The 14,425-nt window shown below is 71.2% G+C and carries 15 protein-coding genes; 7 read left to right on the forward strand and 8 right to left on the reverse strand.

Annotated features, from left to right (window positions below):
* Window positions 1-176: 176 nt before the first annotated feature.
* Complete coding sequence (locus V6U90_RS03890; protein WP_334431134.1) at window positions 177-896, reverse strand: M23 family metallopeptidase; 720 nt, start codon at window positions 894-896, stop codon at window positions 177-179.
* A gap of 400 nt (window positions 897-1,296) precedes the next feature.
* Between V6U90_RS03890 and V6U90_RS03895 the strand changes: the two genes are divergently transcribed.
* From V6U90_RS03895 to sucD, 4 genes are all read left to right on the forward strand, one after another.
* The gene (locus tag V6U90_RS03895) at window positions 1,297-1,701 is read left to right on the forward strand and encodes a cobalamin B12-binding domain-containing protein (protein WP_334431135.1); all 405 of its coding nucleotides are present in this window, start codon (window positions 1,297-1,299) and stop codon (window positions 1,699-1,701) included.
* A gap of 348 nt (window positions 1,702-2,049) precedes the next feature.
* Window positions 2,050-2,751, forward strand: coding sequence for a hypothetical protein (locus V6U90_RS03900; protein WP_334431136.1), 702 nt, complete (start codon window positions 2,050-2,052; stop codon window positions 2,749-2,751).
* A 174-nt stretch (window positions 2,752-2,925) separates the two neighbouring features.
* Window positions 2,926-4,104: an ADP-forming succinate--CoA ligase subunit beta gene (gene sucC, locus V6U90_RS03905; RefSeq protein ID WP_334431137.1), complete on the forward strand. Its 1,179-nt coding sequence runs from the start codon at window positions 2,926-2,928 to the stop codon at window positions 4,102-4,104.
* Between the two features lie 2 nt (window positions 4,105-4,106).
* Window positions 4,107-4,994: a succinate--CoA ligase subunit alpha gene (gene sucD / locus V6U90_RS03910; protein ID WP_334431138.1), complete on the forward strand. Its 888-nt coding sequence runs from the start codon at window positions 4,107-4,109 to the stop codon at window positions 4,992-4,994.
* Between the two features lie 79 nt (window positions 4,995-5,073).
* Here sucD and V6U90_RS03915 read toward each other — a convergent pair whose 3' ends face one another.
* Window positions 5,074-5,340 (reverse strand): hypothetical protein, encoded by a 267-nt coding sequence (locus V6U90_RS03915; RefSeq protein WP_442933517.1) that lies wholly within the window; start codon window positions 5,338-5,340, stop codon window positions 5,074-5,076.
* Window positions 5,341-5,503: 163 nt separating this feature from the next.
* Here V6U90_RS03915 and V6U90_RS03920 point away from each other — a divergent pair, with 163 nt between their 5' ends.
* On the forward strand, window positions 5,504-6,898 hold the full coding sequence (locus V6U90_RS03920) for a cell division protein PerM (RefSeq protein WP_334431140.1): 1,395 nt from the start codon (window positions 5,504-5,506) through the stop codon (window positions 6,896-6,898).
* Window positions 6,899-6,947: 49 nt separating this feature from the next.
* Here V6U90_RS03920 and V6U90_RS03925 read toward each other — a convergent pair whose 3' ends face one another.
* Both V6U90_RS03925 and V6U90_RS03930 read right to left on the reverse strand, forming a co-directional pair.
* Window positions 6,948-7,646 (reverse strand): DUF4190 domain-containing protein, encoded by a 699-nt coding sequence (locus V6U90_RS03925; RefSeq protein ID WP_334431141.1) that lies wholly within the window; start codon window positions 7,644-7,646, stop codon window positions 6,948-6,950.
* A gap of 32 nt (window positions 7,647-7,678) precedes the next feature.
* Complete coding sequence (locus V6U90_RS03930; RefSeq protein ID WP_334431142.1) at window positions 7,679-7,999, reverse strand: CD225/dispanin family protein; 321 nt, start codon at window positions 7,997-7,999, stop codon at window positions 7,679-7,681.
* A 180-nt stretch (window positions 8,000-8,179) separates the two neighbouring features.
* On the opposite strand from V6U90_RS03930, the gene purN reads away from it, so the two are divergent.
* Together purN and purH are read left to right on the forward strand one after the other, a co-directional pair.
* A complete protein-coding gene (purN, locus tag V6U90_RS03935; RefSeq protein ID WP_334431143.1) occupies window positions 8,180-8,800 on the forward strand; it encodes a phosphoribosylglycinamide formyltransferase in 621 nt (206 codons plus the stop codon).
* Window positions 8,797-10,365 carry a bifunctional phosphoribosylaminoimidazolecarboxamide formyltransferase/IMP cyclohydrolase gene (purH, locus tag V6U90_RS03940; RefSeq protein WP_334431144.1) on the forward strand — a complete coding sequence of 523 codons (1,569 nt, stop codon included), beginning with the start codon at window positions 8,797-8,799 and terminating at the stop codon, window positions 10,363-10,365. Before purN ends, purH begins: the two co-directional genes overlap by 4 nt.
* Before the next feature lie 132 nt (window positions 10,366-10,497).
* On the opposite strand, the gene V6U90_RS03945 is transcribed toward purH, so the two are convergent.
* From V6U90_RS03945 to V6U90_RS03960, 4 genes are read right to left on the reverse strand one after another with little or no spacing between them, the layout of a single operon-like run.
* Window positions 10,498-11,532, reverse strand: a complete 1,035-nt coding sequence (locus tag V6U90_RS03945; protein WP_334431145.1) for an ABC transporter ATP-binding protein — start codon at window positions 11,530-11,532, stop codon at window positions 10,498-10,500.
* Window positions 11,513-12,511, reverse strand: coding sequence for an ABC transporter ATP-binding protein (locus V6U90_RS03950; protein ID WP_334431146.1), 999 nt, complete (start codon window positions 12,509-12,511; stop codon window positions 11,513-11,515). The genes V6U90_RS03945 and V6U90_RS03950 overlap by 20 nt, the downstream gene beginning before the upstream one ends.
* A gap of 7 nt (window positions 12,512-12,518) precedes the next feature.
* Window positions 12,519-13,475: an ABC transporter permease gene (locus V6U90_RS03955; protein WP_334431147.1), complete on the reverse strand. Its 957-nt coding sequence runs from the start codon at window positions 13,473-13,475 to the stop codon at window positions 12,519-12,521.
* Window positions 13,476-13,477: 2 nt separating this feature from the next.
* On the reverse strand, window positions 13,478-14,416 hold the full coding sequence (locus tag V6U90_RS03960; protein ID WP_334431148.1) for an ABC transporter permease: 939 nt from the start codon (window positions 14,414-14,416) through the stop codon (window positions 13,478-13,480).
* Between the last annotated feature and the right edge of the window lie 9 nt (window positions 14,417-14,425).

Genomic DNA, 14,425 nt, shown 5'->3' on the forward strand with positions numbered 1-14,425 from the left:
CAGCCTCGCGTCAATCTATGTCCGGATTTGATCCGTTACCGACCAATAAGTGATCATGAACTGGTGTGATGACCGGCACAGTACCTGGTGTGACCTACGGAACTTCAGAGGTCGGCAGGCACGAAAAAAACCGCCCGATCCGGTGGGGTCGGGCGGTCATCGGGCGACACGCAGGGTCAGGACGCCGCTACATCGGTGTAGATTGACTCCACCTGGAGCTTGATGTCCACTCCGCGGTCCTGTAGCCACGGGATCGGGTCCAGCGGCTGCCCGTTGACATGTACCTCCAGGTGCAGGTGTGCTCCGTAGGAGTGGCCGGTGTTGCCGACCAGGCCGAGCTGGTCGCCGGCCTTGACCTCCTGGCCCACCTTCACGTTGAGCTTGGCCGAGTGGCCGTAGATCGCCTCGCTGCCGTCCGGGTGCTGGACGATGACGGTGTAGCCGTAGCCGCCGAACCAGCCGGCTGTGGTCACCTTGCCGGCGTGGACGGCGACGTAGGGGGTGCCCTCCGGCGCGACCAGGTCGACGCCGGTGTGCAGCTTCCCCCACTTCATGCCGTACGGCGTGTTGAACTCGTAGTCCTGGAGCGGGAGCTGCCAGATGTCCGGCTCGGCGACCAGCGTGCCGGCCTCGCCCCGGTCGGTGGCCCGGGAGGCGCGTTCGGCGTCCGCAGCCCGCGAGGTGGCGTCCTGGCTGGCGGCGGAGGCCTGCTCCAGGTCGGCCAGGGCGGCGGGGCTGACCTCCTTGGCGTCCGGCATCGCGCTGGCGCCCAGGGCGACCAGACCGGCGCCGACGAAGGCGGTGGTGACGACGGCCGCGTAGCGGCTGCGGGGCGGGGTGGGTACACGGCGGCGGCCGCGATATCTATCGGGCTCAGACGACAGGCGCTGGCGCACGCACACCCTCCGTTGTCGGGTCACCGAGCGGCCGGAGCGGCCCCGGTGAACCCCGGGTGAACGCTCGCTGGCCGGGTCGTCACCCGGCCGTGGACCTGGTGACAACCGTACACACGGTAGCCAACAGCCACTCTGGTCACAAGCCGCAGCGCCAGTTTGCTGCGGCGATGTGCGACTGTGCGTCATGGAATGCCAGATTTCGTGACCTTTCCATGATGAGCTCGTAAGTAGCCGTCCGTCACCAAAGTCGGTACGAACCGTCAGGGGTAGGGGTGTCCGACCGGATGATCCCGGGTCATCATCGGTCGACCGGAGGGCCGCCCGGATTCCCGGGGCGGGGACGGCCGGGTTACCGTTCGTTCAGGTTTTCCCGCGGATGCCCTGGAGAGGTGTTGCGCAGATGAGCTCTCGAACTCGGATCGTCGTCGCCAAGCCAGGCCTGGACGGTCACGACCGCGGCGCGAAGGTGGTCGCCCGGGCACTGCGGGACGCCGGTATGGAGGTCATCTACACCGGCCTGCACCAGACGCCCGAACAGATCGTGGAGGCGGCCATCCAGGAGGACGCCGACGCGGTCGGCCTCTCCGTACTCTCCGGGGCGCACATGACCCTCTTCCGGCGGGTCATCGAGCTGCTCGGCGAGCGGGACGCGCGGGACATCGTGGTGTTCGGCGGCGGCATCATCCCGGACGCCGACATTCCCGAGCTGGAGCGGCTCGGAGTGGCGAAGATCTTCACCCCGGGGGCGACCACCCAGTCGATCGTGGAGTGGGTCCGGGAGCACGTCGGCCAGCCGGTGAGCTGAGCGGCTGGACCGGGCTGGGTGGCCAAGGCGGTCTACGGCATGGCCGGACCGGGCTGCGGCTGAGCCGGTCGGGCCGGCTCCCCCGGCGCAGCGCGCACGGGGGAGGGGCCGGACGCACCCCTCACACGCCCGGCCCCTCTATGCACGATGCCCCGCCGCCACCCCTCGACCGACAGGGCATCGGCCGCTCCCGCCGGTGCGCTCTCGCGCGCCGACACTTCACTCAACGACGGCCGCGACCAGGGGTTACGCGGTTACGGCGATCCGGATGTGGAGTCGGGGTGCGCGGGTGCGGGCGGCCCCGCCGTACGCTGTGGCCCACCCCGCCGCACCCCGCCGGAGTCCGTCGTGACCGTTCCGCCGCAACCGCCGCCCATGCCGCCGCCCAGCCTGCCCCCGGGCTGGCCGGATCCCTGGGCCGGACGGCCCGGCGCGGGCGGACCGGTCGGGCCCGAGCCGGTCGCCGGGCCACCCCCGCTGCCCCCGCCCCCACCGGTCGTGGTGACCCGGCGGATCCCCACCGACCAGCCCTACGTGGTCCGGCCCAACGCCAGCAAGCGGGCGGTCGTCTTCAGCGCCCTGCTGCTGTTCATCCTGTTGATGATGGCCTGTCCGACGGGGCTCGCCGCCCTGTCCGCGGCCGACGCCGTCGGTCTGCTGATCTTCCTGGCCGGCTTCGCCGTGTTCATCGGACTGCTCCTCGGCCTGCAACTGTTGCTGCTGGTCTCCGGCGGTCCGGTTCTGGCCGCCGGACCGGCCGGCGTGTGGATCAAGACCCGGCCGACCCGGGGGCAGGCCATCTGGCTGCCCTGGGAGTCCGTCGAGCGGATCTACCCGCGCCGGTGGGGGCTGGAGAAGATGGTCTGCGTGAAGCCGCGCGACCCGCGTACCGGTGCGAACCTGGGCGCCTTCACCGCCCTGGACTCCAGCATGCAGCAGCTCTTCTTCGGTACCGGGTTCACCGCCACGCTGAACTTCGCCGACCGGCCGGAGTCGGAGATCATGCAGGCCCTCCGGCACTTCTCTGCCGGCCACTGCCCGGTCGGCTGAGGCGTCCGGCCGGTTGTGCATTACGGCACACCGTGCACCCGCTCGGTTGCCGATGGTCGCGACCTCGCTAGGCTGCGCCCGATAGCCCGTTTGTTCCGCTGACGGGCGTCAACTTCATTTCACGCTGGCGGCGGCGCGACGGCGCGCCGCGGAGACGGGACGGGACGCGCAATCGTGGACCTGTACGAATACCAGGGGCGCGAGCTGTTCGAGCGGCACGGGTTGCCCGTGCTCGCCGGCGGCGTCGCCACGACCCCGGAGGAGGCTCGGGCGATCGCCGAGCGCCTCGGTGGCCGAGTGGTCGTCAAGGCACAGGTGAAGGTCGGTGGCCGGGGCAAGGCCGGCGGCGTGAAGCTGGCCGAGGGTGCCGACGAGGCGGTGGCCCGCTCCACCGACATCCTCGGGATGGACATCAAGGGTCACACCGTGCACAAGGTGATGATCACGGTGACCGCCGACATCGTCGAGGAGTACTACTTCTCGTACCTGCTCGACCGCGCGAACCGCACGTTCCTGTGCATCGCCAGCGTGGCCGGCGGGATGGACATCGAGCAGGTCGCCGCCGAGACCCCGGAGAAGGTCGCCAAGGTCGCCATCGACGCGAACGAGGGCGTCGACGAGGCGAAGGCCCGCGAGATCGTCACCCGGGCCGGGTTCCCCGCCGAGGTGGCCGACCAGGTCACCGCCATCGCGGTCCGGCTGTGGCAGACGTTCGTCGCCGAGGACGCCACCCTGGTCGAGGTCAACCCGTTGGCCAAGACGGGCGACGGCACCGTGCTCTGCCTCGACGCCAAGGTCACCCTCGACGGCAACGCCGCGTTCCGGCACCCCGACCACGAGGCCCTGGTGGACCAGGCCGCGGTCGACCCGCTGGAGCAGCGCGCCAAGGAGAAGGACCTCAACTACGTCAAGCTCGACGGCGAGGTCGGCATCATCGGCAACGGCGCGGGTCTGGTCATGTCGACCCTCGACGTGGTGGCGTACGCGGGCGAGCGGCACGGCGGCGTCAAGCCGGCCAACTTCCTCGACATCGGCGGCGGCGCGAGCGCCGCGGTGATGGCCAACGGTCTGGAGATCGTGCTCTCCGACCCGGCGGTGCGCAGCGTCTTCGTCAACGTCTTCGGTGGCATCACCGCCTGCGACGAGGTCGCCAACGGCATCGTGCAGGCGCTGGCCCTGCTGGAGCAGCGCGGCGAGAAGGTCACCAAGCCGCTGGTCGTCCGCCTCGACGGCAACAACGCCGAGGCCGGCCGGGCGATTCTCGACGGTGCGGCCAACCCGCTCGTCGAGCGGGTGGACACTATGGATGGTGCGGCCGAGCGGGCCGCCGAGCTGGCGGCTGCGGGGGTCTGAACATGGCGATCTGGCTGACCAAGGACTCGAAGGTCATCGTCCAGGGGATGACCGGTTCCGAGGGTTCCAAGCACACCCGGCGGATGCTGGCCGCCGGGACGAACATCGTCGGCGGCGTCAACCCGCGCAAGGCGGGCCAGACCGTCGACTTCGACGGCACCGAACTGCCGGTCTTCGCCGGCGTCGCGGACGCGATGAAGGAGACCGGCGCCGACGCGACGGTCATCTTCGTTCCGCCGCAGTTCACCAAGGCCGCCGTGATCGAGGCGATCGACGCCGGCATCGGGCTGGCCGTGGTGATCACCGAGGGCGTCCCGGTGCACGACACCGCCGCGTTCTGGGCGTACAACGTGGCCCAGGGCGAGCGGACCCGGATCATCGGCCCGAACTGCCCCGGCATCGCCTCGCCCGGCGCCTCGAACGCCGGCATCATCCCGGCCGACATCACCGGCACCGGCCGGATCGGCCTGGTCAGCAAGAGCGGCACGCTGACCTACCAGATGATGTACGAACTGCGGGACATCGGCTTCTCCACCTGCGTCGGCATCGGCGGTGACCCGATCATCGGCACCACCCACATCGACGCGCTCAAGGCGTTCCAGGACGACCCGGAGACCGACGCGATCGTGATGATCGGCGAGATCGGCGGCGACGCCGAGGAGCGGGCCGCCGAGTACATCAAGGCGCACGTCACCAAGCCGGTGGTCGGCTACATCGCCGGCTTCACCGCGCCGCCCGGCAAGACCATGGGACATGCCGGGGCGATCATCTCCGGCTCGTCCGGCACCGCCGAGGCGAAGCAGGCGGCGCTGGAGGCGGTGGGCGTCAAGGTCGGCAAGACCCCGACCGAGACCGCCCGCCTGATGCGGGAGATCATGTCCGCGAGCTGAGCCGCCGTCCGGACCCGGCAGGACCGGGTACGGACCGGTGCGACAGAGGTGAGGGGGTCGGCCCGGCGGGCCGGTCCCCTCAGTCGTTGTTGTACCAGTCCGGATAGTTGCCGGTGGCGTTGAGGAGGAAACTACCGATGATGTTCAGCACACCGGCCGCGATGGCCAGGTAGCCCAGCACCGGCGAGTTGCCGAACCGCTTGGCGTCCCGGATCGACAAATAACCGAAGACGATGCCCAGGATGCCGCAGCAGATCAGGCCGAGCACGATGCCGAGGATTCCCCAGAGCATCGTCCGGTCCCGACCCTGGGCTCCTCCTCGGGCGGGTGGGTATGGAGCGTTCACGGGTGCCTCCGTACACCTCGGCGCCGCGCCTGGAGCGCGGTGGCCTCCTGCAGCCGAGGCTAGACCGGATCGCCGGCCGATGGCCGTGGATCACCAAACTCGCCGCTGGTCCGGGTCGGTGTCGGTCAGCCAGGAACGGGCCGACGTGCCAAAGTAGAGCACGATGTCCTCCCGCACCCCCGATCAGCCCCGCCGACCCCCCGCCGACGTCGGTCCCGACGCCCGGCCGACCGGCCGTACCCGATCCGGGCGCGGGCCGGCCCCGGCCGTCGGTTCGCCCCGGCGCGTACCCGCCCGCCCGGCCGACCCGGCCCGCAGCCGGGCCCCGCTCGCCGTCGCTGCCGGGGTGGCGGTCGGCTGGGCGGCGATCGTGTCGTACCTGCCGGTCGCCGTGGTGCTCGGGCTGGCCCAGTTCACCGAGGGCGCCGGCAGCCTGGCCGGTGCGCTCCGGGCCGGGCTCGCCGGTTGGCTGCTCGGCCACGGCGTACCGCTGACGACCCCGACCGGACCGCTCAGCCTCGCCCCGCTCGCCCTCGCCGCGCTGGCCGCCTGGCGACTGGCCCGGGCCGGGGTGCACACCAGCCGGGCGATCGGTGCCCGCCGCACCGGCTCACCCCGTAAGGCGCTGGTCGTGGCCGGTGCCATCGGGCTCGGGTACGGCCTGCTCGGCGCGCTCGCCGCCTGGCTGGCCAGCGCGGGAGCGCTGCGCGTGTCACCGGTGCGGGCCGGGCTCACCCTGGCCGTCTTCGGCGCCTCGGCGGCGCTGGTCGGTGCGCTCGGTACCACCGGGGCACTGACCGTGCTGGCCCGGCGCCTCCCGGCCGTCGTCCGCGACGCACTGCGCAGTGGCGCCGTAGCGGCGGCCCTGCTGCTCGCCGCCGGGGCCGGTGCGGCCGGCCTGGCCGTCGCCACCGGGGGCGGCGAGGCGAGCGACATGATCAGCGCGTACCGCACCGGGGTCGCCGGTCAGGCCGGGATCACCCTGGTCAGCCTGGCGTACGCCCCGAACGCCGCGATCTGGGCCGCCGCCTACCTGCTCGGCCCCGGCTTCGCAATCGGTACGGACACCGCGGTCCGCACCACCGAGGTCTCCCTGGGGGCGCTCCCCGCCGTACCGCTGCTGGCCGGCCTGCCCAGCGGGCCGGTCGGCCCATTCGGGGCGGTGCTGCTCGCGGTGCCGTTGCTGGCCGGGATGGCCGCCGGTTGGCTGCTCGCCCGACGTCTGCTGCGGGTCGCCGCCGACGAACGGGCGACGGTCGGCTGGACCCACCTGCTCGGCGCGGCCGGCGGGACCGGGCTGGTCGCCGGGGTGCTGCTCGGCGCCGCCGCAGTGTTCTCCGGCGGGGCACTGGGTGACGGCCGGCTCGCCCAGATCGGCCCGGTGGCCTGGCAGGTGGCGGCCCTGGCCGCACTGGTCATCGGCGTCGGGGCGATGATCGGGGCTGCGGCGACCCGGGGCCTGGCGCGGCCCGCCGAGCCACCCGCCGGTCGGGTACCGACACCCCGTCGCTCATCGTCCTCATCGGCGCCGCATCCGGGCTCCGCCCCACAGACGTGAGCCGGGGCGCCCCGGATCACCCGGGGCGCCCCGTCGCTGAAACCGTGGGTCAGTAGTTGGTCGGCATGCTCACTCCGACCACCAGGGCGACGATCTGCAGAACGCCGAGCAAGGCACCCACCGCCCCGCAGATGATGCCGGCGATCACCTGCCCGTTGTTGCTGGCCAACCCCTGGGCGACCTTCTGCTTGCCCAGGTAGCCGGTGACCACCGCTCCGATACCCAGTGGAATGCCCAGATAGCAGCAGACGAGCGGGATCGAGGCGATGCCGAGGATCATCGACACCAACCCGAGGGTGTTGTTCTGCCCGCCGGCCGGAGCACCGTAGGCGCCCGCCGGGTAGCCCGGCGCCGCACCGTACGGCTGCTGCTGGGCGTACGGGTCGGGGTACTGCTGGCCGTACGGCTGCCCGGAGGTGGGCGGCTGCCCGTATCCGGGCGGCTGGCCGTACGGCTGCCCCGAGGTGGGCGGCTGCCCGTACTCGGGCTGCCCGGAGGTCGGTTGGCCGTACGGCTGTCCCGACGTGGGCGGCTGCCCGTAGCTCGGCTGCTGCCCATACTCGGGCTGCTGCCCGTACTCGGGCTGCTGGCCGTACGGCTGTCCCGAGGTCGGCTGCTGCCCGTAGCTCGGCTGCTGCCCGTACGGTGCCGCAGGCGGCTGAGCGTACGGATCCTGGTACTGCGGTGCGGTCGGATCCTGGTACGGCTGCTGGCCGTACGGGTCCTGGCCGGGGTTACCGGGCTGCATGTCGAGTTGCTCCTCGGAGGTGAGACAGACGGTCAGTAGGTGGTGGTGTCGCCACCCATGATCCCGGCAACCCCACCCAGTACGCAGCACAGCAAAGCGATGACGTACCAGGCGATACCGACGATCAGGGCCAGCTTGGACCACTTCTTGGAGGCGGCGAGGGCGGCCTGGGCGCCCGCGTAGTCGCCCTGCTCCATCAGCGGCTTGACCTTGGAGGCGTTGATGATGGCGGGGATGGCGAGCGGCCAGAACAGGAAGATGGCGACGATCGACATCGTCATGTTGTTATCGATCTGTTGTGGCGGCTGGCCTTGGTAACCGGGCTGCATGGGGATGGACTCCTTGATCTTCACGATGTGCTTAGCGTCGTACCACGGTGCGCATGTTTCCGGTGCGGCAAACGTGGCCTGAGCGACGGGAGCCTACCTGGTGGGTGCGACCTGCATGGGGCATCCGATGTGCCATGTCCGCACTCCGGACCGCGCCGACCGCCCGACGGCCGGCCCAGGTGGGCTGCCCGATAGGGTGCTGGCGTGACCGAGCCCGCGTCCGTCGCCCGCGTCGTCGTCCTCATCTCCGGTTCCGGGAGCAACCTCCAGGCGTTGCTCGACGCCACGGCGGATCCGGCGTACGGCGCCCGGATCGTCGCCGTCGGCGCCGACCGGGACGGCATCGCCGGCCTCGGCCGGGCCGAGGCGGCCGGGGTGCCGGTCTTCGTGGACCGGGTCAAGGACCACCCCACCCGCCAGGACTGGGACGACTCGCTCACCGCGCACGTCGCCGAGTACCGCCCCGACCTGGTCATCTCGGCCGGATTCCTCAAGCTGGTCGGCCCGAGGTTCCTGGACGCCTTCGGGGACCGCTACCTGAACACGCACAACACGCTGCTGCCGGCGTTCCCGGGCATCCACGGTCCCCGGGACGCCCTGGCGTACGGGGTCAAGGTGACCGGGGCGACGCTCTTCTTCGTCGACGCCGGCATGGACACCGGCCCGATCGTCGCGCAGGTCGCGGTGCCGGTGCTCGACGACGACGACGTGGGAACCCTCACCGAACGCATCAAGGAAGCGGAGCGGCGCCAGCTCGTCGAGCAGGTCGGCCGGCTGGTCCGCGAAGGTTGGACGATCACCGGCAGAAAGGTCACCATCCCGTGAGTTCCACCGACGGCCGGCGCCCCATCCGGCGCGCCCTGATCAGCGTCTACGACAAGACCGGGCTGGTCGAGCTGGCCCAGGCTCTGCACGCGGCCGGGGTGGAGATCGTCTCGACCGGCAGCACCGCCACCAGGATCGCCGAGGCGGGCGTCCCGGTCACCCCGGTCGAGTCGGTGACCGGCTTCCCGGAGTGCCTGGACGGCCGGGTCAAGACCCTGCACCCGAAGGTGCACGCCGGGCTACTCGCCGACCTGCGGCTGGACTCGCACGTCAGCCAGCTCGACGAGCTGGGCGTGCAGCCCTTCGACCTGCTGGTCTCCAACCTCTACCCGTTCCAGGCCACGGTCGCCTCCGGCGCCAGCCTGGACGAGTGCGTCGAGCAGATCGACATCGGTGGGCCGGCCATGGTCCGGGCCGCCGCGAAGAACCACGCCTCGGTCGCCGTGGTCACCGCCGTCGGGGCGTACCCGCTGGTGCACGCCGCCCTCGACGGCGGCGGTTTCACCCTGGCGCAGCGCCGGGCCCTCGCCGCCCGCGCGTTCGCCGACATCGCCGAGTACGACGTGGCGGTCGCCGAGTGGTGTGCGGTGCAGTTGGCGCCGGAGGGGCAGGACTGGCCCGCGTTCGCCGGGCTTGCCCTGCGGGCGACGAAGACCCTGCGCTACGGGGAGAACCCGCACCAGCAGGCGGCCCTGTACACCGACCCGGCCGGGCCGGCCGGGCTGGCCCAGGCCGAGCAGTTGCACGGCAAGGAGATGTCCTACAACAACTACGTCGACGCGGACGCGGCCTGGCGGGCGGCGAACGACTTCGCCGCCCAGCCGGCCGTGGCGATCATCAAGCACGCCAACCCGTGCGGCATCGCGGTCGGCGCCGACGTGGCCGAGGCACACCGCAAGGCGCACGCCTGCGACCCGGTCTCCGCGTTCGGTGGGGTCATCGCGGTGAACCGCCCGGTCTCGGTCGCGCTGGCCGAGCAGGTGGCGGAGATCTTCACCGAGGTGGTGGTGGCACCGGACTACGAGCCTGGCGCGGTCGACGTGCTCGCGGTGAAGAAGAACATCCGGCTGCTGAAGGCCCCGGCCTGGGCGCCCCTGCCGGCGGAGTGGCGTCAGGTCAGCGGTGGGGTGCTGGTCCAGATGGCCGACCGGATCGACGCAGGCGGCGACGACCCGGCGAACTGGCGGCTGGTCTCCGGCGAGGCGGCCTCCGACGATGTCCTGCGGGACCTCGCCTTCGCCTGGCGGGCGGTCCGCGCGGTGAAGAGCAACGCGATCCTGCTGGCCAGCGACGGCGCCACGGTGGGCGTCGGGATGGGCCAGGTCAACCGGGTGGACTCGGCACACCTGGCGGTGAACCGGGCCGGCGCCGACCGGGCCCGGGGCTCGGTGGCCGCCTCGGACGCGTTCTTCCCGTTCGCCGACGGGCTCCAGGTGCTCCTCGACGCCGGGGTGCGCGCGGTGGTCCAGCCCGGTGGCTCGGTCCGCGACGAGGAGGTCGTCGCCGCGGCCCAGGCCGCCGGGGTGACCATGTACCTCACCGGCACCCGGCACTTCTTCCACTGAACCGGCCGACGCCGTTACCGGCGCGTCGATCATGGAGTTGTGGTGGGCGCTCTGCCCTGTTTCGCTAACTTTGCGGGGCACCACAACTCCATGATCGACGCTTGGCGCGGTCGAGCCGGCGCGCGACCCGGGTCAGCTGAGGCGGGGCGCCACCTCCGCGAAGTGGCAGGCCGACGGGTGTGGGTCGGCAGCCCGGAGCACCGCGTGCGGTTCCTGGGTGGCGCAGACCTCCTGGGCCTTCCAGCAGCGGGTACGGAACCGGCAGCCTGACGGCGGATCGGCCGGGGAGGGTACGTCGCCGGTGAGCCGGATGATGGTCCGCAGGTCGCGTACCTCCGGGTCCGGGACCGGCACCGCCGAGAGCAGGGCCTGGGTGTACGGGTGGGTGGCCCGCTCGTAGATCTCGTCCTCGGTACCGATCTCCACGATCTTCCCGAGGTACATCACCGCCACCCGGTCGGAGATGTGCCGCACCACCGACAGGTCGTGCGCGATGAAGATGTAGGAGAGCCCGAATTCGGCCTGGAGCTGCTCCAGCAGGTTCATCACCTGGGCCTGGATGGAGACGTCCAGCGCGGAGACCGGCTCGTCGCAGACGATGATCTCGGGGCGGAGCGCCAGCGCCCGGGCGATGCCGATGCGCTGCCGCTGGCCGCCGGAGAACTGGTGCGGGTACCGGTTGATGTGCTCCGGGTTGAGCCCGACCACCTCCAGCAGTTCCTGCACCCGGCGGGCCCGGGAACCGCGTGGCGCGGCGTCCGGGTGGATCTCGAACGGCTCACCGATGATGTCGCCGACCGTCATCCGCGGGTTCAGCGAGGTGTACGGGTCCTGCATCACCATCTGCATGTTGCGGCGAAGCCGGCGCAGCTCGCCGCCGGACGCCTTGAACAGGTCGCGCCCCTCCAGGGTGGCCCGGCCGGCGGTCGGTGTCTCCAGGCGCATGAGCAGCCGGGCCAGGGTCGACTTGCCGCAGCCGGACTCGCCGACCACGCCCAGGGTCTCGCCCCGGCGCAGTTCGAAGCTGACCCCGTCCACCGCGCGGACCGCGCCGCTCTGCTTCTTGAGGAACACCCCCTGGGTGATCGGGAAGTGCTTGACCAGGTTGTCGACGGAGAGGATGGTCTCCCCCTGCACCTTCGTGCGGTCAGCGGCGGGCGCTGGCATCGCGTACCTCCTGGGCGAAGTGGCAGGCGCTGGTCCGACCGTCGTCCAAGGCCAGGTCGTGCGGGACCACGTCGACGCAGACCTGCTGGGCGTAGGGGCAGCGGGGATGGAACGGGCAACCGGACGGGATCCGCATCAGGTTCGGCGGCAGGCCCCGGATCGTGGACAGTTCCTGGCCGCGCACGTCCAGGCGCGGGATCGACTCCAGCAACCCCTTTGTGTACGGGTGGGCCGGCGCCCGGTACAGCGACCGTACGTCGGCGTGCTCGACGATCCGACCGGCGTACATGACCGCGATCCGGTCCGCGACCCCGGCGACCACCCCCAGGTCGTGGGTGATCAGGATCATCGCCATGTTCAGGTCCCGGCGCAGGTCGGCGAGGAGATCCATGATCTGCGCCTGGACGGTGACGTCGAGAGCGGTGGTGGGCTCGTCGGCGATCAGCACCTTCGGGTTCATCGCCAGGGCCATCGCGATCATGACCCGTTGCCGCATACCGCCGGAGAACTGGTGCGGGTAGTCGCTGATCCGCTGCCGGGCGGCCGGGATCCGGACCAGGTCCATCAGCTCCACGGCCCGGTCCCGGGCGGCGACCCGGGACAGCCCCGCCCGCTGGCGCAGCGTCTCACCGATCTGCCAGCCGACCGGGAAGACCGGGTTCAGCGCGGAGAGGGCGTCCTGGAAGATCATCGCGATCTCCCGGCCGCGTACCTGCCGACGCTGCTCCTCGGGCAGGGCGAGCAGGTTCCGGCCCCGGTAGCGGATCTCACCGGAGGTGATCACCGCAGGCGGCATGTCGAGGATGCCCATGATCGCCTGGGCGGTCACCGACTTGCCGGAGCCCGACTCGCCGAGTACGGCGAGCGTCTCGCCCGGGTCGAGGTGGTAGGTGACCCCGTTGATCACCTTCGCCACCCCGTCCCGGGTACGGAACTCGATGTGCAGGTCCTCGACCTCAAGCAGGTGTGCCGTTGACATCCTCTGATCACCGCAGCTTCGGGTCGAAGGCGTCGCGGATCGCGTCGCCGAGCATGATGAAGGCGAGCACGGTCAGGGCGAGGAACGTGGACGGTACGACCAGCGGCGTCGCCGACTCGCGCATGTGCACCCGGCCCGAGTCGATGTCGATGCCCCAGGAGATGGTGGGCGCCTTCAGGCCGATGCCGAGGAAGGAGAGCGTCGCCTCGGCGGCGATGAACGAGCCGAGCGCGATGGTCAGTACCACCACCGCCGGTGCCAGCGAGTTCGGCAGGATGTGCCGCCACATGATCCGGCCGTTACCGGCGCCGAGCATCCGGGCCGCGGCGACGTAGTCCTGCCCCTTGGCGATGATCACCGAGGAGCGGACCACCCGGGCCGCCGTGGTCCAGCCGAGGATGGCCAGTACGAAGACCACCGCCAGGATCCGGACCGTGGAGCTGTCGCTGTTGACCCGCTTGAGCAGCACGATCGCGGCGAGCAGCAGCGGGATGCCGAGCACGATGTCGATCACCCGGGAGAGCACCGCGTCGATCCACCGGCCGAAGTAGCCGGCCACCATCCCGACGACCAGCGCGATGATCCCGGTGAGCAGCGCCGAGAGGGCGCCCACCAGCAGCGAGGCCCGGGCGCCGTAGACCGAGCGGGCGTAGGTGTCGCAGCCCTGGAAGTCGTACCCGAAGATCGCTGCCCCGGACGGCCCGGCGTGCTGCCGGGCGAGCGCACAGTCCCGGGGGTCGTTGCCGGTGAACAGGCCGGGGAAGGCCGCCATCGCGGTGACCAGGACCACCAGGGTCAGGCTGATCCAGAAGATCGGGTTGCGGCGCAGGTCCCGCCAGGCGTCCCCGGCCAGGCTGCGGGCCTTCCCGGGCACCCCGACCTGGTTCGGGGCACCCGGCTCGCCGGACGGCCCGCGCCGGGCGGCCTGGTTCTCGCTGGCCGCCACCGTCTCGAAATCACTCATGCTCACTCATAGCGGATTCTCGGGTCGAGTACGGCGTAGAGGACGTCCACCAGCAGGTTGGCGACCAGGTAGACCACGACCAGCACGCTGACGATGCCGACCACCAGCGGGCCGTCCTCGGTCCGGATGCCCCGGAAGAGGTTGAAGCCCACGCCCGGAATGTTGAACACGCCCTCGGTGATGATCGCGCCGCTCATCAGGTTGCCCAGTTCCACGCCGAGGAAGGTGACCACCGGGATGAGCGAGTTACGCAGCACGTGGACGCTGACGATCCGCCGCCGGACCAGACCCTTCGACTTCGCGGTCCGGACGTAGTCGGCGCGCAGGTTCTCCGCCACCGAGGTCCGGGTCAGCCGCAGCGCGGTGGCCAGCGAGAGGGAGCCGAGCACGATGCCGGGCAGCAGCAGCGCGTACAGGCTGGGCTGGGCGCCGGCGGTGGGTGGGAAGAGCTGCCACTTCACGCCGAGGAGGTACTGGGCCAGCGGGGCCAGCACGATGGTGGGGATACCGAGCACCAGCAGGGTCAGCAGCAGGGTCGAGTTGTCGAAGACGCTGGCCCGCCGCATGCCGGCGATGACCCCGGCGGTGACCCCGACGACGATGGTGACGGCCATCGCGATCAGCGCCAGCTTCAGGGTGACCGGCCAGGCCGTGGCGAGGATCTCGCCGATCGACCGGCCGGTCAGCGAGTCGCCCAGGTTGCCGCGGAGCAGGTTGCCCACGTAGTCGAAATAGCGGTAGAAGAAGCCGCCCACCCCGGTCTTGTCCAGGTTGAACTTCTCGGTCAGGTAGGCCCGCTGGGCATCGGTGACCGGTCGCTCGCCGGCGAGCGCCTGGATCGGGTCGCCCTGACCGGCGAACATCAGCGCGTACACGATCAGCGTGGTCCCGAAGAAGGCCAGGACCATCTGAAGCAGGCGCCGCACGATGAAGCGGAACATATTAGGCAG

This window comes from Micromonospora sp. CPCC 206060 (genome assembly GCF_036906895.1).
In the GTDB taxonomy this organism is placed as follows: Bacteria; Actinomycetota; Actinomycetes; order Mycobacteriales; family Micromonosporaceae; genus Micromonospora.